General features: G+C 71.0%; 21 protein-coding genes and 1 pseudogene. 10 read left to right on the top strand and 12 right to left on the bottom strand.

Features of this window, described 5'->3' with window-relative positions:
- The first annotated feature begins 15 nt into the window (after positions 1 to 15).
- A complete protein-coding gene (locus OPF83_RS05110) occupies positions 16 to 1230 on the top strand; it encodes a polysaccharide biosynthesis protein (RefSeq protein WP_375546208.1) in 1215 nt (404 codons plus the stop codon).
- Positions 1231 to 1370: 140 nt separating this feature from the next.
- On the opposite strand, the gene OPF83_RS05105 is transcribed toward OPF83_RS05110, so the two are convergent.
- The gene (locus OPF83_RS05105) at positions 1371 to 2717 is read right to left on the bottom strand and encodes a DUF3068 domain-containing protein (RefSeq protein WP_264886136.1); all 1347 of its coding nucleotides are present in this window, start codon (positions 2715 to 2717) and stop codon (positions 1371 to 1373) included.
- Between the two features lie 97 nt (positions 2718 to 2814).
- On the opposite strand from OPF83_RS05105, the gene OPF83_RS05100 reads away from it, so the two are divergent.
- Positions 2815 to 4122, top strand: coding sequence for an acyltransferase (locus OPF83_RS05100; protein WP_264886135.1), 1308 nt, complete (start codon positions 2815 to 2817; stop codon positions 4120 to 4122).
- Positions 4123 to 6416: 2294 nt separating this feature from the next.
- Here OPF83_RS05100 and OPF83_RS05095 read toward each other — a convergent pair.
- Together OPF83_RS05095 and OPF83_RS05090 are read right to left on the bottom strand one after the other, a co-directional pair.
- A pseudogene (locus tag OPF83_RS05095) lies at positions 6417 to 8615 on the bottom strand (DUF3367 domain-containing protein); the annotation flags it as partial.
- Positions 8616 to 8646: 31 nt separating this feature from the next.
- Complete coding sequence (locus OPF83_RS05090; RefSeq protein ID WP_264886134.1) at positions 8647 to 8814, bottom strand: DUF2613 domain-containing protein; 168 nt, start codon at positions 8812 to 8814, stop codon at positions 8647 to 8649.
- Positions 8815 to 9077: 263 nt separating this feature from the next.
- Between OPF83_RS05090 and OPF83_RS05085 the strand changes: the two genes are divergently transcribed.
- The 3 genes from OPF83_RS05085 to OPF83_RS05075 all read left to right on the top strand — a co-directional run bounded on the left by OPF83_RS05085 (position 9078) and on the right by OPF83_RS05075 (position 12629).
- Positions 9078 to 9710, top strand: coding sequence for a TetR/AcrR family transcriptional regulator (locus tag OPF83_RS05085; protein ID WP_264886133.1), 633 nt, complete (start codon positions 9078 to 9080; stop codon positions 9708 to 9710).
- An 86-nt stretch (positions 9711 to 9796) separates the two neighbouring features.
- Positions 9797 to 11584: a long-chain-acyl-CoA synthetase gene (locus tag OPF83_RS05080; protein WP_375546213.1), complete on the top strand. Its 1788-nt coding sequence runs from the start codon at positions 9797 to 9799 to the stop codon at positions 11582 to 11584.
- A 40-nt stretch (positions 11585 to 11624) separates the two neighbouring features.
- Complete coding sequence (locus OPF83_RS05075; protein WP_264886131.1) at positions 11625 to 12629, top strand: S9 family peptidase; 1005 nt, start codon at positions 11625 to 11627, stop codon at positions 12627 to 12629.
- A 6-nt stretch (positions 12630 to 12635) separates the two neighbouring features.
- On the opposite strand, the gene OPF83_RS05070 is transcribed toward OPF83_RS05075, so the two are convergent.
- Both OPF83_RS05070 and argJ read right to left on the bottom strand, forming a co-directional pair.
- Positions 12636 to 13064, bottom strand: coding sequence for a nuclear transport factor 2 family protein (locus OPF83_RS05070; protein WP_264886218.1), 429 nt, complete (start codon positions 13062 to 13064; stop codon positions 12636 to 12638).
- Between the two features lie 98 nt (positions 13065 to 13162).
- Positions 13163 to 14395 (bottom strand): bifunctional glutamate N-acetyltransferase/amino-acid acetyltransferase ArgJ, encoded by a 1233-nt coding sequence (argJ, locus tag OPF83_RS05065; RefSeq protein ID WP_264886130.1) that lies wholly within the window; start codon positions 14393 to 14395, stop codon positions 13163 to 13165.
- Between the two features lie 355 nt (positions 14396 to 14750).
- Between argJ and OPF83_RS05060 the strand changes: the two genes are divergently transcribed.
- From OPF83_RS05060 to OPF83_RS05050, 3 genes are all read left to right on the top strand, one after another.
- On the top strand, positions 14751 to 14912 hold the full coding sequence (locus tag OPF83_RS05060) for a hypothetical protein (protein WP_264886129.1): 162 nt from the start codon (positions 14751 to 14753) through the stop codon (positions 14910 to 14912).
- A 379-nt stretch (positions 14913 to 15291) separates the two neighbouring features.
- Complete coding sequence (locus OPF83_RS05055) at positions 15292 to 15450, top strand: hypothetical protein (protein ID WP_264886128.1); 159 nt, start codon at positions 15292 to 15294, stop codon at positions 15448 to 15450.
- Positions 15451 to 15624: 174 nt separating this feature from the next.
- Entirely contained in the window at positions 15625 to 16086 is a 462-nt protein-coding gene (locus tag OPF83_RS05050; protein WP_264886127.1) for an SRPBCC family protein, read from the top strand.
- Between the two features lie 62 nt (positions 16087 to 16148).
- Here OPF83_RS05050 and OPF83_RS05045 read toward each other — a convergent pair whose 3' ends face one another.
- Positions 16149 to 17234: a nitronate monooxygenase family protein gene (locus tag OPF83_RS05045; RefSeq protein ID WP_264886126.1), complete on the bottom strand. Its 1086-nt coding sequence runs from the start codon at positions 17232 to 17234 to the stop codon at positions 16149 to 16151.
- A gap of 10 nt (positions 17235 to 17244) precedes the next feature.
- Positions 17245 to 18543: an APC family permease gene (locus OPF83_RS05040; RefSeq protein ID WP_264886125.1), complete on the bottom strand. Its 1299-nt coding sequence runs from the start codon at positions 18541 to 18543 to the stop codon at positions 17245 to 17247.
- Positions 18544 to 18895: 352 nt separating this feature from the next.
- On the opposite strand from OPF83_RS05040, the gene OPF83_RS05035 reads away from it, so the two are divergent.
- Positions 18896 to 19984: a glycoside hydrolase family 3 N-terminal domain-containing protein gene (locus tag OPF83_RS05035; RefSeq protein WP_264886124.1), complete on the top strand. Its 1089-nt coding sequence runs from the start codon at positions 18896 to 18898 to the stop codon at positions 19982 to 19984.
- Between the two features lie 64 nt (positions 19985 to 20048).
- On the opposite strand, the gene OPF83_RS05030 is transcribed toward OPF83_RS05035, so the two are convergent.
- The 5 genes from OPF83_RS05030 to OPF83_RS05010 are packed head-to-tail and all read right to left on the bottom strand — an operon-like array spanning position 20049 to position 23823.
- Entirely contained in the window at positions 20049 to 20726 is a 678-nt protein-coding gene (locus tag OPF83_RS05030; RefSeq protein ID WP_264886123.1) for a DNA-3-methyladenine glycosylase I, read from the bottom strand.
- Between the two features lie 60 nt (positions 20727 to 20786).
- On the bottom strand, positions 20787 to 21482 hold the full coding sequence (locus tag OPF83_RS05025; protein ID WP_264886122.1) for a hypothetical protein: 696 nt from the start codon (positions 21480 to 21482) through the stop codon (positions 20787 to 20789).
- Between the two features lie 9 nt (positions 21483 to 21491).
- Entirely contained in the window at positions 21492 to 22112 is a 621-nt protein-coding gene (locus OPF83_RS05020; RefSeq protein WP_264886121.1) for a trimeric intracellular cation channel family protein, read from the bottom strand.
- Positions 22113 to 22121: 9 nt separating this feature from the next.
- Entirely contained in the window at positions 22122 to 22700 is a 579-nt protein-coding gene (locus tag OPF83_RS05015; protein ID WP_264886120.1) for a GtrA family protein, read from the bottom strand.
- 37 nt (positions 22701 to 22737) lie between these two features.
- Positions 22738 to 23823: a glutathione S-transferase family protein gene (locus OPF83_RS05010; protein ID WP_264886119.1), complete on the bottom strand. Its 1086-nt coding sequence runs from the start codon at positions 23821 to 23823 to the stop codon at positions 22738 to 22740.
- A 184-nt stretch (positions 23824 to 24007) separates the two neighbouring features.
- On the opposite strand from OPF83_RS05010, the gene OPF83_RS05005 reads away from it, so the two are divergent.
- The gene (locus OPF83_RS05005) at positions 24008 to 25042 is read left to right on the top strand and encodes a DUF2332 domain-containing protein (protein ID WP_264886118.1); all 1035 of its coding nucleotides are present in this window, start codon (positions 24008 to 24010) and stop codon (positions 25040 to 25042) included.
- The last annotated feature ends 1 nt before the right edge of the window (position 25043 follow it).

The following is a 25043-nucleotide window of genomic DNA, read 5'->3' as shown; positions in this document are numbered from 1 at the left end:
CCTACGATCACCGGTGTGACTCTTCCGAAGCGCGAGGCGACGCCGAACTCGGCCACCTGGCGCTTCCTGACGGGCGCCGGGGCGGTAACGGCGGGCTCGATACTCGCCAATATCGCCGCCTACCTCCTGCACCTGCCGGCATCCCGGTGGCTGGGCCCGGAGGGCTACGGTGCGTTCGCCGCGCTGCTCTCTGCGCAACTGCTGGTGGCCGTGCCGTCGCTGGCACTGCAGGCCGTCGTGGCGCGCGAGCTCGTGCGGGGGATCCCGGGCGACCGACTGCGACCGCTGGGCCGCCGGGTCGCCCTCCTGGTGGCCCTGATCGCCGCGCTCGCGGTGGCGCCGGTATCCCTATTCCTCGACACCCCGCTCGCCGCGACGGCCGCCGCCCTCGCCCCCGGACCGATCCTGTGCCTGCTCGCCACCGAGCAGGGCCTGCTCCAGGGAGCTGAACGGTTCCGGGCTCTGGGGATCGTGCTCGCCACGGCAGGGGCCGGCAAGGTGGTGCCGGCGGTGGCCGTGCTCGCGTTCGGCGGTGGGGTCGGTGCGGCCCTGGCCGCGGGAGCGGTCGGTGTGGCCTTGTCGTGGCTGGTCGCAGCGCGGATCGTCGCCGCCGGCCGCCGCACGTCTCCCGGCGATGCCGGGTCGTCGACGGTGGGCGTCGCGTCGGTCCTCGCGGCCGGGCAGGTGCAACTGGTCATGATGGCCCTGACCTCCGTCGACCTCCTGCTGGCGCGGGCACTCCTGGCCCCCGAGGACGCGGGTCGGTACGCGCTCGGTGCGGTAGCCGCCAAGGCCGCGTTCTGGCTGCCCCAGGCGGTCGGCACGGTGCTCTACCCGCGCATGGCCGATCCCGCCGGGCACCGGGGCGCCGTCCGCTCGGCAGTCGGGGTCCTGCTCGGCATCGGCGCGGTGGTGGTGGCCGCGGCGGCGGTCGCGTCCCCGCTCGTCCCCGTCCTGGTCGGGGCCGACTACCAGCCGGTGGCCGGGTACCTGTGGGCGTTCGCCGCACTCGGCGTGACCCTGAGCGTGCTGCAGGCGTTCCTGCTCGCCACCATCGCCACCGACCGGACCGTCGAGGCCACGATCGCCTGGTGCGGACTGGTGCTCACCGTGGCGGCGGTGTGGTTCGCACCCCGGGACGTGGTCGGGGTGCTGGCTGCCGCGCTCGGTGTCGTCGTCGTCACCACGGTCGTCGCGGGCTGGCGGGCGCTGGGGACCCGCACGGCCTGACCCGCCCAGCCTGACGCGCCCGGTCTGACCGCCGTCCCGCGTCACCGCCGCCGCACACGACAATGCGCCCCGCACATCCGATCCGACCGATCGGTTGTGCGGGGCGCTCTGGGCTGTGTTCCCCGGGCTGCTGCTACAGGTCAGGCCTTGGCGCCCCGACGGCCCTTCTTGCCGGACTTGCCCCGGCCGCCCAGCACGATACCGCCGGCGAGCGACAGGATGCCGAGGATGCCGAGGATGATCGGCACGATGCGACCGAACGTGTTGAGCGTGTCCGCGGAGTCCTGGGCGCCCGCGAGGGTGCGCTCCTGGGTGGCCTCGTCCCAGCCCGAATCGAAACGGACAGCCGTGCGGGTCGGGTTGACCTTCTCCTCCTCGACGGCCGCCTTGTCGGCGAAGAACGCGTCGGCCTCGGCCTGGTTCTCGGCAAAGAACTGGAACTGCTGCTCGGAACCGTTGACGATCTGACCGGTCTCCGGGTTCACCCAGACCGTGCGGGTGTTGGTGTAGAAGCGAGTCATGTCGACCTCGCGCTCCGGGTCCCCCTCGAGGCCCCAGGCGCCGGCCTTCATGCCCTCGCGCTTGTAGCTCGCGAGCACCGACTCGACGGTCGGGTCGTAGCCGTCGGAGATCGACGCGAAGTGGTCGCGGATCGAGGACCACATGTCGATCGGGCCGAGCTCCTGCTTGAACTCGTACGCCTCGACGCCGCCGACAGTCGTCTCGCCGACGAACTCGATCGGGTTGGTGGTGAAGGTGCTCGCGTCGAAGTAGTCGTACGCGCGCTGCTCGGTGTCGAACGGGAACTTGTACTGGACGCCGTTCCGGACGAAGCCGGTCGGGGCGGCACCGTCGCCGGCGGACTGGGTGAGCTGGACGGTGCTCGTGGGCTCGTCGACGGGCTCGGCGGTCACGCGGTCCAGGGTGACGCGGTCGATGGTCGCGTTGATCAGCGCGGCCTCGTCGCCGCTCTCCGCCTTGTCCTCACGCATCAGCGTCTGCGCGGCCTGGAACGTCACCGTGTCGGAATCGGAGGGCTCGACGGCCATGACACGACGCTGCGAGAACATCGGGATGTCGTTGTCGATGAAGCAGTTCACCGGGAGCTGCTCGTCGGAATCCGACGCGCCCTCGGCCTCGGCGCCCTCGGCGACCTCAGCGTCGTCGCCCTCGGCGACCTCAGCGTCGTCGCCCTCGGCGACCTCAGCGTCGTCGCCCTCGGCTCCGCCGTCCGCCGGCCGGCATTCGGGACGATCGGCGTTGAGCTCGGTCGGCGTGTTGCCGGCCAGCGCCTTGCCGACGAGGACCGCGCCGGGGACAACCTCGGTGACCGTCGTGGAGTTGATGTCCAGCGGCGTCTTCTTCTGTGACGGCACCACGAAGAACACCAGGGCGAGTGCGATGGTGAGGAGGAATGCGCCGAGTCCTACAAGAACCATCGCGGGAATCGCTGACCTCGCCCCCGCAGAATTGTTCTGTCGTGCCATCCGTAGTCCTCCTGGAGTTGCGGCCTGGGTCCGACCCGCCCCGGGTACCTCGGGGCGATTGCCCGGTCGGACCATCATCAGGAGAAGATTAACAGTGATGAAGAACGCATTAGGCACCCCCGACCCGGAAGTCGGAACCCTGCCCGCCGCGCGGGGCTTCGTCCCGGCCCTCGAAGGACTGCGCGCGGTGGCCGCGTTCGCCGTTCTCACGACGCACGTGGCGTTCCAGACGGCCTCGTCCACGGGCTCGGCGATCCACCGGATCTGGGGCCGGATGGACCTGTCCGTGGCGGTGTTCTTCGCCCTGTCGGGCTTTCTCCTCTGGCGGGTCCACGCCCTGCACGCCCGCTCCGGTGCCCCGGGGACCGCCCGCCCGGCCCGCACCTATCTCCGCTCGCGGGTCGTGCGGATCATGCCCGCCTACCTCGCGTTGGTGGCGGCGGCCTTCCTGCTCGTGCCCCACAACGCGTCCGCCTCGGCGTCGACCTGGGTCGCCAACCTGACCCTGACGCAGGTGTTCGTCCCCGATTCCCTCGTCGAGGGCCTCACCCACGCGTGGTCACTGTCCGTGGAGATGTCCTTCTATCTCGTCCTGCCGCTGCTGTGGTTCTCGCTCGCCGGACTGCGCGGCCGGGCTGCGCGCTGGCGGATCCCGGTGATCTCGGTGGTTGCCGCACTCAGCCTCGGCTGGGCGCTCGTGCCGTGGCATGACCTGGGTCTGCCCGAGCGACTCAACGACCAGATCCTGCCGCCGGCGTTCGCCTCGTGGTTCGCGGCGGGGATGATCCTCGCCGAGCTGGTCGCCGCCCCGCCCGGCCGTATGGCCGCGCTGGCACGACACCGCCACGCCCGCTGGGGCTGGTGGGCGCTGGCGGGCGTGGCGTTCGTGGCCACGACGGTGCCTCAGTGGTTCACCGAGGGGTTCGTCCATCCGCCCGGACCGGAGTTCGCGGCCCGCACCGCGCTGGGTGCGGTGGTGGCGTTCTGCCTGCTGGCCCCGGTCGCGCTCGCGCCGGCCGGTCTCCGTTTCGCCGGGCTGGGCTCGGGCCCCATGACCATGCTCGGCCGCTGGTCGTACGGGGTGTTCCTGTGGCACGTGCTGGTGTTGTACTTCGCGTTCGAGATCGCGTTCGTGCCCATGTTCTCCGGCCGGATGCTCGAGGTGTGGCTGGTCACCGCGGTGGTGTCGACGGTGATCGCGGCGGTGAGTTACTCGCTGGTCGAGGAGCCGTCGCGTGGCTGGTTGACGCCGCGCCGCGATCCCGGGGCCCTGCCGGAATCCGGACGTCTCACCGACGACACGCCCACCGACGCCTCGCCCACCGACGGCCAGCCGAGCGCGAGCCCCGCGCAGACCAGCCCGAAGGCGGTCGCCAGCGACGGCCCGAGTCCGTCCCCGGCGTAGCCGAGCGGATCGGGCCACGGTGCGCGGGCGAGCAGCGCCGCGCCCAGGACGATCCCGGTCCCGGATCCCACCACGAGCCACCGGCGGGCCCGCGCCGCGCCGAGGTAGCGGCTGGTCGCCAAAGCCGCGGCGACCACCGCCGCGGTGAGGCCGAGTCCGGTCACCCCCGCCACCAGGAACCCGACCGCGGCGGTCGCGGCCACGATCACCGCGCCACCGGCGCGCCTCGGACGGGCGCGGTCTCCGGCCCGGTCATGGCGGCCGCGCACGAGGAACAGCAGCGCGACGAGCAGCGCGGCGATCGGCCCGGTCAGCAGCGCGGCCCGGTACGGCCGGTCCAGCGGCACGTCCAGGACGAGCGTCGCGGCGGGTCCGGCGGGCAGGACCCACCCCTGTTTCCAGCCGTCGATCGCGATGGGCTGCACGTCGATCGCCTCACCCCCGGCTGTGTCACCTCCGATCACGAGCCGTGCCCGCCACGCCGGCGAGATCGAATCCGGCACGACGAGCACGCGGGACCTCGTTGACCCCGGGACCGCGAGTTCGCGCCGCGAGTCGTCCCACCGCACCGTGGTGACGGCGCGGGTGGGCTGCAGCGCTCCGCCGAGCGGCACCGAGTGATCGGTGGAGAGGCCACGGTCGCGCCGGTTCGGTACGCCCCGGTTCCCCTCACCGTCTCCGCTCTCGGGGTCGACGACGACGAGCCCCACCGTGTCGACGCTGAACGCCTGCCCGGGATCGACCGAGACCTCCTGCGCCCCCGACGACAGCGCGACGGGCCCGCTACTGCAGGGTTCGGCCGTCACGGCGGCGCCGGTGAGCAGGTCCCGGCGGGTCGCGGTGAGCCGGAACGCCACCACCCGGTCACCGATGTGGAGGGTGGGTCCGTCCGAGCAGGCCAGCGTCACGGGCTCGTCGTTCGCGGCGGGGAGTGCGCCGATGCGGGCGCCGGTGTCGTCCTGCACCCACACTTCCGCCAGGCCGGGGGGCACGGGTGCCCCGGCGGGCGTGCGGACGTCGCGCGTGGTGTCGACGCGCAGGGTCACCTCGTCGGTGTAGTCGGGTGGGAGGTCGACGACGACGGAGCCGTCCTCCTCCGGCTCGAGCGTCGTCAGATCGACCGTCGTGCGCTGCACACCGGAATCGATCGTCACGACCGTCGGGGCCGCGGGGGCCGCGGAGCGGGGTGCCCACAGGCGCAGCGAGCCGACGAGGTGTCTGCCCGGTAGCGCCAGGTCAAGGGTGGGCGACGGCCCGTCGGGGGCGTGCCAACTCGTGGCCCGGTCACCGTCGACGGCGGCGCTCGGGCCGCCCGCCGGATCGGTGACCGGCGACTCGCCACTGGCGCGGACCTGCCGGAATCGGGTGGCGGGGTCACCGCGGAGAACGTCGTCGAGCGCCTCCCCGGGCCGGGCACGCACCAGCAGCTGTGGCGTCACGGCGGTGTCCGCCGGGACGTCGAGCAGACGGGCGAACCGGCCGGGTTCCTCGGCGTCGATCTGCAGTCCGGGTGCGCAGCGGACGGACCCGGTCTCCTCTTCCGCACCAGCCAGTCCGTCCACCGTCTGGCCGGAGTGGACGCAGTCCGAGCGCCCCGGCAGTTCCTGGCGCAGGAGCCACCCGGACGGTGCCACCGCTGTGTCTCCCGCGGCTGGGTCTCCCGCGTCCGGCCGCTCCGGCAGAGCGATCGTCCGCAGCAGCGGGACGTCCTCGCCCCGGGAGGTCAGGCCGATGTCGGCGATCTCGAAGTACGTGCCCCGGGTGCCGTCCGCGAATCCGGTCGCGGTGACCCGCACCCGCGACGTGGGGCCCGGCGGAAGCGCGACGGTGGTCTCCTCCCCCAGCGTCGGGAACACCGAGGTGGTGCCGGAATCGGTCCGGATCTGCAGGGACGTCACCGCCGGCCCCGCGGACGGATCGGGCACGGTCAGCCGGAGGACTGCCCGGTCGACGGGCTCGGACGTCTCGATCTCCATCCACTCACCGAACCCCGAGCCGAAGCCTCCCGAGCGCCAGGTCGTGTCCGGGTCGCCGTCGACGGCCGCGGCCACCGAGTGCGCGGGCAGCACCTGTCCGGTCTGGGAGGAGTCCGACGCCGACGACGACACGCTCACCCGCGCGTCCCACCACGTCGCGCGGGCCAGCGGGGGCTGGTCGTCGGCGACGCTGGCCGCGGGCCCGTTGATGCTGGCCGCGGGCCCGTTGACGCTGGCCGCGTAGTCCGGCACCGTGCCTCGACTCCGCCGCGGATCGTCCTCGGCCCGCACGGCGGACGAGTGGTGGTCGAGGCGCCCGAAGTCGGTCTCGCGGTCCATCGGCGAATCGGTGAGGACCGGCCCAACGGAGTTGACCGGCTTCGGTCGCGGGAACGGGTCCGTCGCCGGGCCGACACCGGCGGCGAGCGCATCGGCTTCGAGCAGGCGCGTCACACGGGCGGGCGATCCGATCGCGTCGCGGGAAGCCAGCAGGTCGTCCAGCGCGGCCATCGCCTCCGGTCCGCCCGCCACCACCGGCAGGTCGCGCAGCTCCACCGTGTACGGGGCCGTGGCCGAGCGCGGAGGCCCCGGCGGGGTCGCGTCCGAGCCCAGCCGGGAGTCGACGCGGTAGATCTCGATCGCCGGATACGCGGGCCGGAGTCCGGAATCGGCGACGACGACGGGCTCGTCGTCGTCATTCCCGCCGTTTCCGGCGCCCTTTCCGCCCTCTACCCCCTCTCCGCCCTCTACCCCCTCTCCGCCCTCGACCGGCGCGGCACTGACCGGTTCCCCGAAGTCGGCGACGCGCACCAACCCCGGCGATCCGTCGATCGCCTCGTGCACCAGAACCGGGCGGGCTGCCTCGGAGTCGGCGGACAGGTCGTTGCGCACCACCAGGTACCCGATGCCGAGCGAGGCGAGCGTGGCCGCCATCCCCGGCGCGGGGCGACCATCGGCGAGGCGTCGCTGCACGGCGTCGAGGGCACGGATCGCCGGGGCGGGCTGCAGGGGAACCGAATCGCGAACTGCCCAGGGGGTCTCGGCGAGCGGCTGCAACGGCTCGTCACGCGTCACCCCCCACACCTGACGGCCGAAGGAGGAACCGGGAACGACGAGCGCGCGCGTGGTGGCGGCCGGATCTGCCCCGGTGGGATCTGCCGGGACCGGCGCGTTCTCCGACAGCCACGCGGCGGCCTCGGTCCAGTGGTCCGGCACCTTCTCGTGCGCGCCGACCGGGGCGAGTCGGCCGAGCCACGCCGGCGCCACCGAGACCGAGGCCGCGAGTACCACGATCATCGCCAGCGCCACCGACTTGTCCCGCTCGGGATGTGCCAGGGCGCCCACCACCGACCGGCGGTCACGACCGATCCCGGCGAGCAGGTGCGCCAACAGATGGGCGACGCCCAGGACGAGCGGCAGTCGCAGCAGCGGCTCGAACTTGTGGACGTTGCGCAACGGCGCGCCGCCGCCGTCGAGGAACGCCCGCGCCGCCTCGGCGAGCCCACCACCGGCGGGGCCGACCCACGCGGCGGTCATCGCGACGAGCCCGACCGCGGCGATCCCCATCAACCTGCCGCGCGCCGGCATCTCCCGACGCAGGAGACCGAGGACGCCCACGGCCGCGACCACGCCGGTGACCAGGACAAACGCCGGCTCACTCGTGAGGGCTGCCCCGGCGGTGCGGTCGGTCGAGACGAACGGCACCCACGTCGCGGCGCCGCGCAACGCCTCGGTCGCGGACGACCACCGGGTGGTGACCTCGGCGGACTCGATATAGTCCAGGAACGGCGGCGACACCCGACCGAGCAGCACCAACGGTACTGCCCACCACACGCACACCGCGGCCGACAACGGCAGCCACCACGCGGCGAGTCGCGCCCACGTCCGAGAAGGCCGGTGCATGGCCCACCACAGGATCGCCGGCAGGCACGCCGCGGCGGTGGCCACGGCATTGACCGCACCCATCAACGCCAGGGCGAGCGCCGCACCCGCGCCACCACGCCGCGGGGACATGCGTCCCTGCAACACCCGGATGACCGGCAGCAACACCCACGGCGCGAGCGCGACTGGCCAGACCTCCGAGGAGATGGAGCCCAGATCGCCGAGCATGCGCGGCGCGAGCGCGTAGAGGACCCCGGCGACGGCGCGGGTGAACCGGGTGCCGATCCGCAGCGCCGCCGCGACGCGCACCACCCCGAGGTAGGCGACGGTGAGTACGACCGCCCACCACAGGCGCTGGGTCAGCCAGTCGGGCATCCCCACCAGGTCGAACAGGGCGAAGAACGGACCCTGCGGGAACAGGTAGCCATACGCCTGGTTCTGGACCTGACCGGCGAAGGACATGCCGGTCCACAGGTGCGTCGCACCGGAGAGGAACCCGACGGGGTCCGCGACGAGGTCGTACTTGGTGTCCGGGACGATCAGGCCGGGCGACTGCAGGCAGGCCAGCAGGAGAAAGGCGAGAAACGCGACGATGCCGTCGCGCGCGCCGGCGCCGGGACGGACCCTGCGGATCACCTGGACCGGCGGAGGTGAAGGTGCGTGCGGGTCAGCGCGCGCCGTACTCGACCTGGCCGAGCAGGGCCTGGTCGACCGGCGGCTGCGGCACCTCGGGGATCGAGTTCTCGGCCATCGCGGTGTTGACGCCGAACGCGACGATGCCGCCGAGGACGATTCCGCCGACTGCGCTGGCGAGCGCTCCGGTACCGAAGCTCATCGAGTTCTCCCTGCGTTCCGGTGTGACAAATGCGAATCATGGAGCGCCCCGAGGGCACCCCGACGGGCACAGACTAGCACCCGCCCCGCCCACCTCCCTGCGCAGTGAGTCCCGCACCCCGGAATGACGAAGAAACCCATACGTTATTACCGACGGGTAAGTTAGTGTGGCAGAACACACCACGGGGTCAGGTCCGGGCGCGCGGCAGCCCGCCTCATCCCCGGGCCACGACCACCGATCCACGACCCGCCCGGAGGAGCACTGTGTCGGCCAAGACAAAGCGCATCCCACGCGCCATCCGAGAGCAGCAGATGCTCGACTCCGCCATCCGGGTCTTCGCCGATCTCGGGTACCGCTCGGCATCGATGGACACCATCGCGCGTGACGCGAACATCTCCAAGCCGATGCTCTACCTGTACTACGGCTCCAAAGAGGAACTGTTCTCCGCGTGCGTCGCCCGCGAGTCCGGTCGCCTGATCGAAGGACTCACCAGCGCCGCCACGGGCAGTGACGGCCCCCGCGACAGTCTCGAGAGCGTGGTCCAGGCGTTCCTCGAATTCGTCGATGCCAACACGGACTCGTGGACGGTCGTCTACCGTCAGGCCATGGCCGAGCCGGTCTTCCGGGACGAGGTCGAGAAGACCCGATCGGTCCTCGTCGACCTCACCGCCGACCTGCTCGCCCAGAACTCGGTCGAATCCCGCAGCCGCGAGGTGCTCCAGGTGGTGGCCACCGCACTCGTCGGTGCGGGTGAGGCGGTCGCCAACCAGATCGCCGCACACTCCATGCCCACCGAAGTCGCCGCTGGCGTCGTCGTCGACCTCGCGTGGCGTGGTCTGGCCGGCGGCGCGTCCCGCCCCCAGACCACCCCGATCCCCACCGAGGAGTATCCGTGACCGGCACGACAGCACCGACCAGCTCCCGCATCGACGAGGCACGGACCCTGTCCCCCCTCGATCTGGCCAAGGGGCTGCCCTCGCTCATGAGCAACCTGCCGTCGGTCCTGAACGGCCTGCGGATCGTGCGGACCTCACGGCCGGACGACACGCTCTCGATCGGCCGTCGTTTCGAGGAGCTCGCCGCATCCCGGCCCGACTCGCTGTTCCTCAGGTTCCTCGGCACCTCGGTCACCTACGGCGAGGCCAACCGCCGCGCCAACCGCATCGCCGAGGTCCTCAAGGCCCACGGCGTGACCCGCGGTGACGTGGTGGGGGTGTGCATGTCGAACCGCACGGAGGTCATGCTCGCGATCCTCGGAGCCGTCAAGGCCGGCGCCTCGGTCGGCCTGCTCAACCACCACCAGCGCGGCGAGGTGCTCGACCACTCGCAGAACATCCTGCAGTCCCGCGTGGTGCTCGTCGGCGCCGAGTGCGCCGAGGCCGCCGCCTCGGTCCCCCGCGAGAAGTGGATCGGCGAACTGATCGCCGTCAGCTCCCCCGTCGACCTCCCCCACAGCGGCCTGACCGCCGGTGACCGACCGGAGTCCCTGGCCGACATGTCCTGGCTCGAGGACGAGCTCGCCGGACTCGGCGACACCGTCGGCGACGTCAACCCACCGGAGACGGCCGAAACCGTCGGAACCGAGACCGCGTACTACATCTTCACCTCCGGCACGACCGGCCTTCCCAAGGCCTCGACTATGTCCCACTACCGGTGGAACCGGGCGATGGCCGGCTTCGGCCTGTCGGGTGTGCGCCTGAAGAAGGACGACGTCCTCCTCTGCACCCTGCCGATGTACCACAACAACGCCCTCACGGTCGGGCTCGGCTGCGTGCTCGCCGCCGGCGCCGCGATGGCCATCGAGGAGCACTTCTCCGCCTCCCGGTTCTGGGACCAGGCCCGCGCCTCGGGCGCCACGGCCGCGATCTACATCGGCGAGATCTGCCGCTACCTCCTCAACCAGGACCCCGGCCCCGGCGACCGCGACCACTCGATCCGCGTCGTGACCGGCAACGGCCTGCGCCCCGAACTCTGGACCAGGTTCCAGGAGCGATTCGGGATCGACCGGATCTGCGAGTTCTACGCCGCCAGCGAGTGCAACATCGCCTTCGTCAACGCCTTCAACGTCCCCCGCACCACCGGCTACTGCCCGATGAACTTCGCGATCGTCGATTACGACCCGGACACCGGCCAGCCCAGCCGCGGGCCCGACGGCCGCCTGACCAGGGTCGGCACCGGCGGCGTCGGCCTCCTGCTCAGCGGGATCTCCTCCTCGCAGCCCTTCGACGGCTACACCGACCCCGAGGCCACGGAGAAGAAGATCGTCCGCGACGCCTTCACCGACGGTGACGCCTGGTTCATCTCCGGCGACCTCATGCTGGACCAGGGCCTCAAGCACGCCTCGTTCGTCGACCGTCTGGGCGACACCTTCCGCTGGAAGGGCGAGAACGTGGCCACCACCGAGGTCGAGGCGGCCGTCGGTACCTACCCGGACGTGGACCAGGCCGTCGTCTACGGCGTGGCGGTTCCCGGCGCGGACGGCAAGGCCGGCATGGCCGCCGTCCGGATGCACGACGGCGCCGAGTTCGACGGCGAGGGACTGGCCCGGCACCTGCGCGAGACCCTCCCCTCCTACGCCGTCCCGCAGTTCATCCGCCTGTCCGAAGAACTCGAGACCACCTCGACCTTCAAGAGCCGCAAGACGGAACTGCGCGAGCAGGCGTTCGACACCTCCACCTTCGACGATCCGGTCTTCGTGCTGTCCAAGAAGAACGGGTACGTCCCGTTCTACGATGGTGCGGAACGCGACATCGTCGCCGGCACCGCCTAGCCGCAGGCGGCACCGAGATATCAGGAGGACCTGCCGCCGTATGCCCAGACCGAGGACCGACCGAACCCGCCGTTCGGTCCTGATCGGACTCGCGGCCGGAATCGGTGGCGCAGCAGGGTGGGCGGCGACCTCGGCACTCGACGACCGCGAGGACCGACGTGCGGACGAACGCGCACGGGACGCCCCGAATCCCGATGCCGTCGAACCGCGCCCCTACCGGCCGCCGGAGGGCGCGGTTCCGGTCCGTGAACCGCGACGGTATTACTACGACGACCCGGGCGACACCGATGGACAGACCTTCGGTGACCTCTACCTCCCCGACTCCGCCAATCCGGCGTACCCGGTGGTGGTCCTCGTCCACGGCGGCGGCTGGCTCGACTCCCTCGGCCTGACGTACATGGAGAACCAGGCCCGGGACCTGGCGTCCTTCGACGTGGCCGTGTGGAATATCGAGTACCGCAGGGTCGCCTCGGGCGGCGGCTGGCCCACCACCGTCGCCGACGTGTGCAACGCGGTGGATCACCTGGCCGAGATCTCTGCTGGCCTGAACGGCCGACTCGACCTGCGCAGGGTCGTGGTGGCCGGGCATTCCGCCGGCGGGCACCTCGCCCTGTGGGTGGCCGGTCGGCAGGGACTGCCCTCGAAATTGCCGGGCGCGGACCCGGTCGTCCCGGTCGCGGGGTGCGTCTCACTCGCCGGGGTCGCGGACCTGCTCATGGCCGAGCGTGCGGGTGATGTCTACGTCCACCGACTCCTCGGTGGCCGCCCGGACGAGCGCCGCGAACGCTATGTCGACGCCTCCCCCGTGACGCACGTGCCCACCGGTGTCCCCGTGGTGTGCATCCACGGGAGCGAGGACACGGTGGTCCTGCCCGAGCAGTCCGAGGCCTACGTCCGCGCGGCCCGGCAGGCCGGCGACAACGCTCGCCTCACGCTCGTCCCCGGCGGCCATGACCCGTGGGGCGATATCACCGGCGAGGTCTGGAACTCCACCCGCGAGACCCTGCTGACGATGGCCCGCCGCAGTCCGAACCCGGCCGGCTGAGCCCGCTCAGCCCCGGGTCTTCTCGACACGGATCCGCTCGAGCCGCCGGTACGAGATGAGCCACTGACCGTCCACCCGGCGGTAGCGCTCGTGGTAGTGCCCCCAGCCGTGGAGGTGCCGCTCGGCGCCGTCGACGCTCCACCACAGCAGGTCCTCCATCGCCCAGATCCCGGTGGCGGTCGGCTCCCCGGTCTCCGGGTCCGGCCCGGCGTACTCGATCAGCGGCGTGTGCCCGTGGTGCACGCTCGTCACGGGCGCGTCCCCGTCGAGCGTCCGCCGGATCGCGTCGGTGAGCGCCTCGCGACCACGCACCTGCGGCGCCCCGCCCTCCGCGGACCACGACTCGCTCACCACGTCCTCGGTGTGGCACGGTCCGTAGTGCTCCCACTGTTTGGTGTCCATGACGTAGAGCCGCCGGGCGAACACCGCGCGGATCTCCTCGAGGTCGCTCGGTGAGAGGCCGGCCGCTGCGCCGGCCGACTGCCCGGTCTCCGCGCCGACTGACTCCCCGGCCGCCGCGCCGCCACCGCCCGTCACGTCGTGTAGTCCGCGTTGATCGAGATGTACTCACGCGTGAGGTCGCATCCGTAGACGGTGCAGGACCCGTCCGCACTGCCGCCGGCCTCACCGTCGGCGCCGCTGTCGGTGACACCGAGATCCACCGCGATGGTGACCTCCTCGGCCCGCATGATCTCGGTGAGCCGCTCGAGCTCGGCCTCGCCGGGGAACGCGGGGTACGTCTCGAGGTCGCCGAAGACGATGCGTACGCGCTCGGGGTCGATGTCCGTGTCGTCGTGGCATTTTCCGATCGCCATGGCCACGCGCCCCCAGTTCGGGTCGGCGCCGTGCACGGCGGTCTTGACCAGCGGCGAGTTGAGGATCGCCTTGGCGACGCGCTTGGCCTGGTCGCGGTCGCGCGCGCCCGTCACCTCGACGGTGAGCAGCTTCGTGGCCCCCTCGCCGTCGCGTGCGAGCTGCCGGGTCAGGTCCAGGCACACCTCGCGCAGGGCCGCCCGCAGCTCGATCTCGGCCACCTCGCCCGCCTCACCGCTGGCGAGCGCGATCGCGGTGTCCGAGGTGGAGGTGTCCGTGTCGACGGACAGGCAGTTGAACGTGTCGTCCACCGCGGCCCTGAACGCGGCGTCCAGCACGCCGGGCTCCACGGCGGCGTCGGTGAGGATCACCGCGATCATCGTGGCCATGTCGGGTTCGATCATCCCGACGCCCTTGCCGATGCCCACGACCCGGGCAGCGGTCCCCGTCGTCGTCGTCATTCCCCTCACCGACGTCTTGGCGTGCGTGTCCGTGGTCATCATCGCGGTGGCAACGGCCCGCGCGTCGGCGCGGAACTCCTCGCCGGCGAGCCCGTCGAGGTGGGTGCGCAGCAGGTCCATGGGGTACTGGCGGCCGATCACGCCGGTGGACGCGATGAGCAGGTCGTCGGCCGGGACCCCGACGGCCGCCGCGGTGCGGTCGAGGACCTCGCGCGCGTTGGCCATGCCCTGCTCGCCGGTGGCGACGTTCGCGTTCTTGGCCACCACCACGACTCCACGCGCACGGCCGCTCGCCGCGTTGGCGCGGCTGAGGACCACCGAGGGCCCGGCGAAGAGGGACCGGGTGAAGACCGCCGAGGAGGAGGGTGTCGGGCCGTCGTTGACGACGACGACGACATCGTCACCGTCCTCGCGCAGTCCCGCGGCACCCGAGTGGGCTCGGAATCCGGCGGGAAGCGGGATCGACGCGGAGGGGTCGGTCGAGTCAGTCATGTCCCTATTGTCCCCCGCCGCCGCGACGGATGTCATCGACGGGCCCTCGGTGGTCCCCGCAGAGCCCCGGCGACACCGCCAATACATGCGATCGTGACCCGTTTGTGATTCGTTTCATAGATAAGAACAGAAATGCCGTTTATGCAGCGAACCTAAGTATCGGCGGAACGGAAATCGGGGGCCAAACCCGGCCTCAGGGTGATTCCGAGGCCCCGTCTCCGTAACGTTCCGCCGTGAGTTCGAGATGAACTTGGCGAGTCCCTCACGGGGGACCTGACATTGAGTCCCCTTGGGGCTCAACCACAGTCGTCGCGACGCAGAGTGTGTCGCGAGCACGAACGGAAGGATCATCACCATGATCGAGAAGATCTTCAACGGCGTCGTCGGCTTCTTCACCGACCTCATCGGCACCGGCTCCACCGCCGCCAACGGCTTCCTCAACACCGGCTCCACCGCCGCCGAGGACGTTGCGGGCACCGTCGTCGGCTCGGTCGGCAACATCGTCGGCTCGCTCTGAGCTGAACAACCCCCCAGCGGCCTAGCCCGCTGACCGGTTGAGCTGACGCCGGCATCCGCCTCCGGGCGGGTGCCGGCGTCGTGCATTTCCCGCCGCCGGACCCGCACCCGGCCGGCGGGAATCCGTGGGTCACACCACCTTTGTGAGCTGATTCACACGTGAAGATCCGGCAGTGGCGTTAGCAGCGATTATAAGTGCGCCTCACGCGTTTTCGCGGTTGGATTCCCAGACGATGGATGACGATGCGTCGTCCCATCCGTAACGTCCAGTCGTGAGATCCGGATGACCCCAGTGGGTTCACAGCCCAGTGGGTTCACATGGACTCCACCGCACAGGGAGCGGCGCACCCTCGCGCCGCCCACGACGAAAGGACCACGACATGGGTTCCATTCAGAGCTTCCTCCCCGGCCTGGCCAACGGCTCCTCCAACGTGAACACCGGTTCCGATGTCGTTGACGGCGCGACCGGCATCTTCGGCGACATCCTCGACACCATCGGTGACTTCGTCAAGAGCGCCACCGGCTCGCTGGTCGAGTGACCTCGCGGCTGCCGGGCCAGTGCGCCCGGCAGCCCCGGTTCTGACACCGGTCCCGTCTTCCCGACGGGGCCGGTTTCGGCTATTTCGGGGCCTCGTGCAACGCGGCGCCCGCACCTGCGGAGCCCCTGCCCGCCGTGGCACCCGCTCCGCCCGCCCGTCATTACACTGGCGCCCATGCAGCTCGACCTGTCCCGCCACGTCGCCGCCGACCCCCACACCGTCTGGGACGTCCTCACCGACATCCCCAACGCCCACCGCACGCTGAGCGGGGTCACGGCCGTCGAGATCCTCACCGCCGGCGTCTACGAGCCGGGCTTTCGCTGGCGCGAGACGCGAAAGATGTTCGGCATGAAGGCGACCGAGGAGATGATGGTGCAGTCCGCGGACGCACCCCACTCCACGACGATCGTCGCCGAGAACGGCGGCACTGAGTACAAGACCGTCTTCACCCTGTCGGCAGACGCCGGGGGCGGCACCACCCTGTCCATGCAATTCGGCGCCGAGACCACGCACGCCCCGGCGATCTCCCGCGTGGTGACGGCCCTGATGGGCAAGGTGGCCCTCAACGCCACGCGCAAGGCCATGGAGCAGGACCTGGCCGACATCGCGGCCGAGGCCGAGCGCCGCGCCGCCTGACTCAGAGCTGTGCCGCCTGGCCCAGAGCAGTGCCGTCCGGCCCCGCGCACGGCCCGCCCGCGCTACCTGGCGCCGTCCCAGAGCTCGGCGACGATCTCCGCCGCCGGCCGGTCGGCGTACGCCCCGGCCGCGCGCCAGCCCGCGCCCGCCCACAGCGGCGGCACGTCCGCGTCCCCGGCCCGCGCCGCCGCCTTGCGCATCGGCCCGGTGAGGACGTGCAGGTGCGGGTACGCGGCCGGGGCGGCGTCGTGATGCTCGGCCACGAACCCGTTGACCAGCGAGCGGGCGTACCGGCCGGTGTAGCAGCGCGTCGGCCGGGACTCGGTGAACCTCTCGTCGCCCAGCGCCGCCCGGTGCAGCGCCGTCGTCCCGGCTTCCGGCGTCCGCAGCAGCACGGTGCCCAGTTGCACGCCGGTGGCGCCCGCCTCGAGCGCGGCCGCGACGTCGGCCGGGGTGCTGATCCCGCCGGCCGCCACGAACTCGGTCTCCGTCAGCGCCGCGCGGACCGCCCGCACCAGGTCGACGGTGCTCGTCAGGTTCGGCTCCTCACCCACGGTCGTGGTGGAGCGGTGCCCGCCGGCCTCGGCGCCCTGCACCGAGAGCCAGTCCGCTCCCACCTCGACTGACCGCCGGGCGTCCTCGACGCTGGCGACGGTCACCACGACGGCCGATCCCACCTCCTGAAGCCTTCGCACCGTGTCTGCGTCCGGGATGCCGAAGGTGAACGAGACCACCGGTACGGCCTCCTCGACCAACGCGGCGATGGTCCCGTCCTGGTCGAAGTCGGTGAACTGCGGATCCCGGGCCAGGTCGATTCCGAGTCGTCGGGCGACGGGCTCCAGCGCGGCCGCGTACTCCTCGAGTGCGGCCGCCCCTCCCGCCGCGTCGAGGGCCGCGGCGGAGTCGGCCTCGTCCAGCAGGAACACGTTGACGCCGAACGGCGCGTCGGTGAGCTCGCGGACGGCCGCGATCTCGGCGCGAGTGGCTTCCCCGTCCAGGTAGCCGGACCCGATCATGCCGAGTCCGCCGGCCTCGCCCACCGCGGCGATGAGCTCTCCGGTGGTGGGACCCCCGGCCATCGGCGCGCCGATCACGGCGCGGCGCAGGTGAGACGGGAGCAGTCGGACTCGGGTGTCGGAAGCAGTCATGCTCCCGACGTTACGCCTGGTGGGACCGCGCGGCGGGTGGGACCATGCGTCGCCGGGTCACCGCGTAGACGACCCCGCCGAGTGCGAACACGACGAGCCCGCCGAGCACCGACTGCCAGGGCAGACTCCCCGCCACGATCACGCAGCCCACGCCGCCGAGCATCGGGACCCATGCGGGCAGGCGTCGCGTGGCGCGGTCGAGTTTCAACGCGGAGGCGTTGGCCACCAGGTAGTAAATGAGCACAGCGAACGACGAGAAGCCGATCGCCTGGCGGACATCTGCGAGAAGGACCACCCCGGCAACGATCACGCCTACGCAGATCTCCGCGATGTACGGCGTCTGCGAGGTGGGGTGCACCGCGGCCAGCCGCGCGGGCAGGTGCCGGTCCCGGGCCATCGCCATGGTAGTTCGGGACACTCCCAGGATGCCGCCGAGGAGGGCGCCGAGAGCCGCGATCCCGGCGGCGATGCGGACCACCGGGCCGAGCTCGCCGCCGCCGATCCGCTCCGCGGCCTCGAGGACGGGTGCCGCACCAGCGGCCACACCCGAGACCCCCAAAACGTGGATGATCGCGGCCAGGACCAGCGCGTAGACCACGATCACCACGGTGATCGCCACCACCACCGCCCGGCCGATGGTGCGTTCCGGGTCACGGACCTCTTCACCGAGCGTCGCGATACGCGCATAGCCCGCGAACGCGAAGAAACAGAAACCGGCACCGCCCAGCACACCGAGCATCCGGGCGGACCAGTGTTCCCCGTCGATGACGGGCGGGGCGAGCGACATCGATGCGGGGGTATCCGGGCCGGCGGTCGGCACGCCCCACGCCATCACGAGGAACACCGCGAGAACCACCAGCACGATGCCGACCAGCACCTTTGACGCAGTTGCCGTACGTTGCACACCCATCACCGACAGGACGGTCAGCGCGAGCACGGCCGCGGCGGCGACGACGTGTGCCCTCTCCGGCCAGAGGTACAGCCCCACGGTCAGTGCCATGGCCGCGCACGAGGCGGTCTTACCCACCACGAATCCCCAGCCCGCGAGGAAGCCGGGCAACTGTCCGAGCAACACACGTCCGTAGACGTACGTCCCTCCTGCGGCAGGGAACCGCGCGGCCAGTCTGGCCGAGGAGAGGGCGTTGCACACCGCGATCACGGCGGCGATAGCGAGCGAAACCCACACGAGTGACCCCGCGCGCGCCGCAGCGGGAGCGAACGCGACGAACACACCCGCGCCGATCATCGCGCCGAGTCCCACGACGACGGCGTCGGTCAGTCCCAGTCTTCGTTCGAGTGCAGCGGTCACCGGAGCACCATGCCAGTGGAAGGTTGCCGACGGGTGAACGGTGGGCGCGGTCCTGCGGCCGGTGTCCTGCCGTTACATTGTTCTGGTGTCCTCGCCGCGCCGGTCACCCGCGACCCCCGCACCCCCGCGCACGGACGTGCGCCCACGGGGCCGCGGACCCCTGCGCGTAGGACGGTTGACCGCAGCGCTCGTCCTGGTCGCCGCAGTGACCGCGTCCGGTGTCGCGTGCTCCACCTCCGACCGTGCCGATAGCGCCGATGACGCCGATTCGACGGCGGCCTCTGCCGCTGCGACCAGCGCCCCCGCGGAGCCCGCCGGTCCCGTGGCACCGTGTGATTCACCGTTCGCGGACATGACGCAGCGCGAACGGATCGCGCAGCTGTTCACGGTCGGCGTGAGCTCGATAGCCGATGCCCGCCGGGCCGTAGAGGAGTTCAACATCGGCGGCGTGTTCATCGGTTCAGGGGTCGTCGGCGAGGTCGTGTCCGGCGATGCCCTGGCGCAACTCCAGCGCGACGCACCGCTGCCGCTGCTCGTCGCCATCGACGAAGAGGGCGGTCGGGTCTCCCGCGTCGCTCCGTACGCCGGACCGATCCCGTCAGCGCGAGTCATGGCCGCCACCATGTCCCCCGAGGAGGTTCGCGCCATCGCGCGCGGCCGCGGTGAGTTCCTGGCACGCATGGGAGTGACCGTCGATTTCGCCCCGTCCCTGGACGTCTCGGCGCAGCCCGACCAGTCCGTGATCGGTGACCGCTCGTTCTCCGCCGATCCCGCGCAGGTCACCACGTACGCCCGGGCGTTCGCGACAGGCCTCCTCGACGCCGGCATCACACCGGTGTTCAAGCACTTCCCCGGTCACGGCCGGTCCTCCGGCGACAGTCACGTCGACTCCGTCACCGTGCCGCCCCTGGACCAGCTGGTCCCGCACGATCTCAGGCCGTTCGCGGAGTTGGCGTCGATTTCGGGGACCGGGATGATGCTCGGGCACCAACAGGTCCCCGGGTTGACCGGTGCAGACCGTCCCGCCTCCCTCTCCCCCGCCACCTACCGGCTGTTGCGAGAGGGGCACGGCTACGACGCCCCCGCCTTCGAGGGACCGATCTTCACCGACGACCTCTCCGGCATGCGCGCGATATCCGGCGAGTACTCCCTCCCCCGCGCCGTGACCGAGGCACTCATCGCGGGCGCCGATTCCCCGCTGTGGATCACCACCGACGGCATCGGCGAGGCGGTGACCGCGGTCGAGAGTGCCGTCGCCAACGGGGTGCTCTCCACCGAGGACCTCAACCGTTCGCTCGAGCGGATGGCAGACATCCGGCGCCTCCCCGAGTGCGCCACCGGCCCGATCACCGGGCGGCTGGCGGGAGCGGGCTCGCTAGCAGGGCCCACAGTCTCCCCATCGCCCCCTCCCCCGCCCCCGCTCGCGCCGCTGCCTCGCTGAGCGCGAACTCCGCTGAGCCCGAACCCCACTGAGTCTGAACCTCGCCGCGCCCCTGCGCTCCGGACTATCCCGCGGCCTCGCCCCAGACACCCGACGTCCCGCGTCGGTGCGAGTCCACGAGGTGGGTGTCGACGATCCCGACGGCCTCCATGAGGGCGAAGACCGTCACCGGGCCGACGAAGCCGAAGCCCCGGCGTTTGAGTTCCTTGGCCAGCGCCTCGGATTCGGGCGACCGACTGGGGACCTCCTCCATCGTCCGGGGCTCGGGCGTGTGATCGGGCCTGTACGACCAGAGGAGCTGGTCCAGCCCACCGTCGGCACGGAGCTCGACCACCGCCCGAGCGTTGGCGATGGCGGCATCGATCTTGCGGCGGTTGCGCACGATCCGCTCATCGGCCATGAGCCGCTCCACATCATCAGGCCCGAACTGTGCCACCGCGTCCGGTGAGAAGCCTGCGAACGCCTCGCGGAACGCCGGGCGCTTGCGCAGGATGGTGGCCCAGCTCAGTCCGGACTGGAAGCCCTCTAACACGAGCCGCTCGAACAGTTCCGCCTCGCCGTGGACGGGCATCCCCCACTCGGTGTCGTAATACTCCCGCAGCAGCGGGTCCTTCGCCGCCCACAGGGGTCGGCGCAGACCGTCCTCGCACAGGATCGAACCGGCACTGTCCGCGACCGGGTGATCTGTGGCTGCGGTGTCCTGGGTGGCTGCGCTGCGCTGTGTATCAGTGATGTTCTGCATGGGATCTCCGTCTGTTCGTCGTCCACCGGTCCCGGTGGCAGCCGCCAGACTAGGCGCGGGTTACGACACGACCCCGGAGAGCTGCACGATCCGCACCGCCGCCACCACGAGCAGCGCGATACCCACCACCAGGGTGAGGATCCGACCGGCGACACGACCGAAGGACAGGAAACGGTCGATCCGACGCGTCGCCGCGGCGACCGCACCAGACTTCACCCGCGACAGCGTGACGATGAGCGCGACGCTGGGGATGATCGCCACTATCGCGAACAGCACGATGTGGATCACCTTGACCCACCACTGGAAATCGTTGAGGGAGATGAGCACCATCCCGGCGGCGAACGGCGCTGACGTGCCCGACTGGACGATGCCCAGCGTGATACCGGTGAGCATGATCCCGAACTTCGCCAGGATGCTCTGCGCCACCGGCGCCTCGGGAGGGGCCTCGTCCTCCGCGGGCCGGGACCGCAGCCCCAGCACCGTGATGACCAGGCCGATCACGCCCAGCACCACCATCGCCCACAGATTATGGAACAGGCTGCGGACGAACTCCTCGTTGTTCCCGATCACCCAGACCGAGACGAGCGCAAGGATCACGATGCCGCAGAACGCACCACCGGTGAAACGCGCGGCCTTGGGGGTGAACGCCTCGCTGCGACCGGCAGCGGTCAACCACAGTCCCGCGATGACGGCCCATGCGAGGATGTTGAGCGAATCGATCGCCGCGAATCCCAGCACGCTGAGGTAATACTGCACCGGATCACCCTACCGGCGGGGGTCGCCGTGGCCGGAGCCGCTGTCGTCTGAGCCACTGCCGCCTGGGCCTCTGCCGTGGACGTCTGGTCCGAGGTCGCCACGATCGGTGGCTGTGACCTCGTCGTCGTCCCCACCACGATCAGGTCGGCCGAACACGGACCTCTCACGGCGGCGGAGCTCGCCGAGATCACGCACGGTCCAACCGCGCATCTGGGACGGGACGCGCCACTGCTTCCACCAGGCCACCATCCGGAACGCGAACACGAACGCGGCGAGCAGCGCCGCGGTGATCGGCCCCCACGTGCCGGTCTCCACGGCGAGCGCCGTCGACGCCGCACCGGTCGCCGCCGGCACCACGTACAGGTTCGACCCGCTGAACACCGCCGGGATCTCGTTGGCCACCACGTCACGCAAGAGCCCGCCGCCGACAGCGGTGACCACACCCAACCCGATCGCCGAGGCGACCGGCATCCCGAACTCCAACGCGCGGGCGGTACCGAAGGTGCAGAACAGACCGAGCCCCGCGGCGTCGAACGTGACGATCAGCGTCTTGACCCGGTGCACGAGCGGGAGCGCGGAGAAGAACACGCCCATCAGGTCGAACCACAGCAGCAGCGGGGAGGACTCCACGGCCGACTCCTAGCCCACCGGGTCCGCTGGCCCGGCCGCCTCCAACCGCTCGCGGTGCCTGTGCCGCACCGAGCGAAAGGTCCAGAACTTGTTGACGATGAAGTTGATCGGCATGGTGATGACGATCGTCAGGAGCTGACTCCAGTACTCCCGCGAATGCAGTCCTGCGTCCTCGTGCCAGAACGGTTCGGGCAGGTAGATCGGCGAGGTGGGGTTGGTGAACGCGAGCTTGATGAAGATGCCCGCCACCGCGGCCACCGAGCCCACCACGAGGAACGGCCAGAACTCCTGCCACGCCGGCGCCTTGTGGCCCTGACCGAAGGTCCAGTGCCGGTTGAGGAGGAAGTTATAGAAGTTCGCCGCGAGAAACGCGACGATCCAGACCAGCGTGGTGAAACGGAAATTGAAGTCGGTACCCGGGAAGGGGAACAGAACGTTTTGCGCGTTCTGGGTGCCGCCGTTGACCTTGTTCATCAGAACCGTGACGATCATGTTGACGACCATCCCGGAGCCGCCGACGATCCCGAACATGATGAATTGTCGGAAGCTACGTCGGTAGCGGCCGATCTCGCCTGGAGCCGGGGTCACAGCGAGCCAGTCTAGGCCCTCCCCCGTGCCGGAGCGCCTACTGCGCGCCGTGGCCTGCCGGAACGCGCTCGGAGGCAATGTCGATCGGGCCCGGCGCGGTGCCGTCGCCGAACGGGCGTCCGCCCAGTTCCTCGCGGTGGTGCGGGGTGAGGAAGTTGGCCAGCTCGGGTCCCTTGGGGACCACACCGGTGGGGTTCACGTCGCGGTGCACGTTGTAGTAGTGCTCCTTGATCTGCGGGAAGTCGCAGGTGTCGCCGAAGCCGGGGGTCTGGAACAGGTCGCGCAGGTAGCCCCACAGCGCCGGCATCTCGGTGATCTTGCTGCGGTTCGCCTTGAAGTGGCCGTGGTAGACGGGGTCGAAGCGCACCAGGGTGGTGAACAGGCGGATATCGGCGACGGTGATCGTGTCGCCCACCAGGTAGCGGCGGGTGGCCAGCCGCTCCTCGAGCCGGTCGAGCGAGGCCCACAGTTCGTCGTAGGCCTGCTCGTAGGCCCCCTGGTCGGCGGCGAAGCCGCAGCGGTACACGCCGTTGTTGACGGTGGGGTAGATCCAGGAGTCGAGCTCGTCGATCTCGTCGCGGTGCTCGTCCGGGTACAGGTCCGGGGCGCCGTCGCGGTGAAAGTCGGTCCACTCGGAGAGCATGTCGAAGTTGAGCTTCTGATACGCGTTGGTCACCACGGACTTCGTCGGCAGATCGACCAGGGCGGGCACGGTGATACCGCGCGGGTAGTCGGGGATCCGGTTGAAGTACGCCTCCTGCAGGCGGTGCAGGCCGGTGACGGGATCACGTCCGTCCGGGTCGAGGTCGAAGACCCACGAGTTGATGTCGTGCGTCGGGCCGGCCAGGCCCATGGAGATGGCGTCCTCGAGGCCCAAGAGGCGGCGGACGATGATCGTCCGACTGGCCCACGGGCAGGCGCGGGCGGCCATGAGGCGGTAGCGGCCGGCCTCGACGGGCCAGCGCATCTCGCCGATCTTGTCGCCGACGGGGCCGCCGCCCGGCTCGAGGCCGTCGACGGTGCCGGCCTTGACCACCCGGTCGTTGATGTAGGTGGCGTCGCGCACGAACTCGCCGCTGGTGGAGGCGTTTTTCGCTGCGATGAACTCGGTCTCGTCTGCCATGGGAGTCTCCTACGGTCTGCGGGGCCGGGGGCCACCTACTTGGTTGATGCGTCATCCACCATATCCGGCCTGACCATCCCAGGCTAGCCCCGCTGTGGCAGGTGTCAGCGGTTCCGCACTCACTTGTGCTGACGCGTCCCGGACCCCGCCTTCGTGTGTCGTACACCTGTGCCACCCTTGGGCCATGGACTCCGCGCATGTCGACGACGTCTCGACCCGCTACTCCGATTTCGCCCGGTACGAGGTCCGTGGCCGCACTCCGGTCTATCTGGCATGGGCCCGCGGCATTGCGGACGATCCCGCCACCTGCGATCTCATCGCGCGCCTGCCCCGCATCAAGCGGCAGCCCGTCCTGGTGTTCGCCGCGGCCCGCCACGCCGGCGCCACCGAGACCGAGGACTACGACGAGTTCCGAAGCTTCCTCCACTCCCACTGGGCCGAGGTCGATCAGATCGTGCTCACCCACTCCACGCAGACCAACGAAGCCAAGCGGTGCGCGGTCCTGCTCCCGTTCCTGTCGATGCTGCCCGGCCCCCTCTCGCTGGTCGAGGTGGGCGCCGCCGCCGGCCTGTGCCTCTACCCGGACCGGTACGCCTACCATTTCTCCCTCGACGGCGGCGCGACACGCGAGCTGCGGCCGGCCTCGTCCTCCGACGTCGCGGCGCCCCGCACCCCGCCGGTCCTGGACTGCGACCTGCGCGACGGCATCCCCGCCCCGCGCGCGCTACCTGAGGTCGTGCACCGCGGCGGGGTTGATCTGAATCCCATCGACCCGGCTGATCCCGACTCGCACGCCTGGCTGCGTAGCCTCATCTGGCCTGGCCAGCAGGCCGAGCGGGTGCCACGGCTCGACGCAGCGCTCGACATCGCCGCCTCGGACCCGCCGAAGATCATCACCGGCGACCTGGTCGAGCAAGTGGAGGCCGCCGTCGCCGCCTGCCCCGCCGGGTCGACGCCCGTCGTGTTCCACACCGCGGTGCTGGGCTACCTCGAGCCACCGGAGCGGGCCGAGTTCGTCCGCCGAGTCACCGGGCTCTGCGACAGCGCCGGGGCGGTATGGATCTCGGTCGAGGGCATCACGCTGCTTCCCGAGATCGCGGCGCAGGTCCCGGAGTCGATCCGCCGGAACAAGGGCATCTTCGTCGTCGCCGTCAACGGACGCCCCCTGGCCACGGCGCACGGTCACGGCGACTGGGTCCGCGCCCTCGACCCGAGCTAAC

Origin of the sequence: Dietzia sp. NCCP-2495, assembly GCF_026011735.1 — a bacterium.
In the GTDB taxonomy this organism is placed as follows: Bacteria; Actinomycetota; Actinomycetes; order Mycobacteriales; family Mycobacteriaceae; genus Dietzia.
Note: the sequence above shows the minus strand (reverse complement) of the source record. Positions and strands in the feature narration are given on the sequence as shown.

Coding starts and splice junctions, on each gene's coding strand:
- OPF83_RS05105 (WP_264886136.1), bottom strand. CDS start 2,717: ATGGCACGACAGAACAATTCTGCGGGGGCGAGGTCAGCGATTCCCGCG.
- OPF83_RS05100 (WP_264886135.1), top strand. CDS start 2,815: ATGAAGAACGCATTAGGCACCCCCGACCCGGAAGTCGGAACCCTGCCC.
- OPF83_RS05090 (WP_264886134.1), bottom strand. CDS start 8,814: ATGAGCTTCGGTACCGGAGCGCTCGCCAGCGCAGTCGGCGGAATCGTC.
- OPF83_RS05080 (WP_375546213.1), top strand. CDS start 9,797: ATGAGCAACCTGCCGTCGGTCCTGAACGGCCTGCGGATCGTGCGGACC.
- OPF83_RS05075 (WP_264886131.1), top strand. CDS start 11,625: ATGCCCAGACCGAGGACCGACCGAACCCGCCGTTCGGTCCTGATCGGA.
- argJ (WP_264886130.1), bottom strand. CDS start 14,395: ATGACTGACTCGACCGACCCCTCCGCGTCGATCCCGCTTCCCGCCGGA.
- OPF83_RS05060 (WP_264886129.1), top strand. CDS start 14,751: ATGATCGAGAAGATCTTCAACGGCGTCGTCGGCTTCTTCACCGACCTC.
- OPF83_RS05055 (WP_264886128.1), top strand. CDS start 15,292: ATGGGTTCCATTCAGAGCTTCCTCCCCGGCCTGGCCAACGGCTCCTCC.
- OPF83_RS05050 (WP_264886127.1), top strand. CDS start 15,625: ATGCAGCTCGACCTGTCCCGCCACGTCGCCGCCGACCCCCACACCGTC.
- OPF83_RS05045 (WP_264886126.1), bottom strand. CDS start 17,234: ATGACTGCTTCCGACACCCGAGTCCGACTGCTCCCGTCTCACCTGCGC.
- OPF83_RS05035 (WP_264886124.1), top strand. CDS start 18,896: ATGACGCAGCGCGAACGGATCGCGCAGCTGTTCACGGTCGGCGTGAGC.
- OPF83_RS05030 (WP_264886123.1), bottom strand. CDS start 20,726: ATGCAGAACATCACTGATACACAGCGCAGCGCAGCCACCCAGGACACC.
- OPF83_RS05010 (WP_264886119.1), bottom strand. CDS start 23,823: ATGGCAGACGAGACCGAGTTCATCGCAGCGAAAAACGCCTCCACCAGC.
- OPF83_RS05005 (WP_264886118.1), top strand. CDS start 24,008: ATGGACTCCGCGCATGTCGACGACGTCTCGACCCGCTACTCCGATTTC.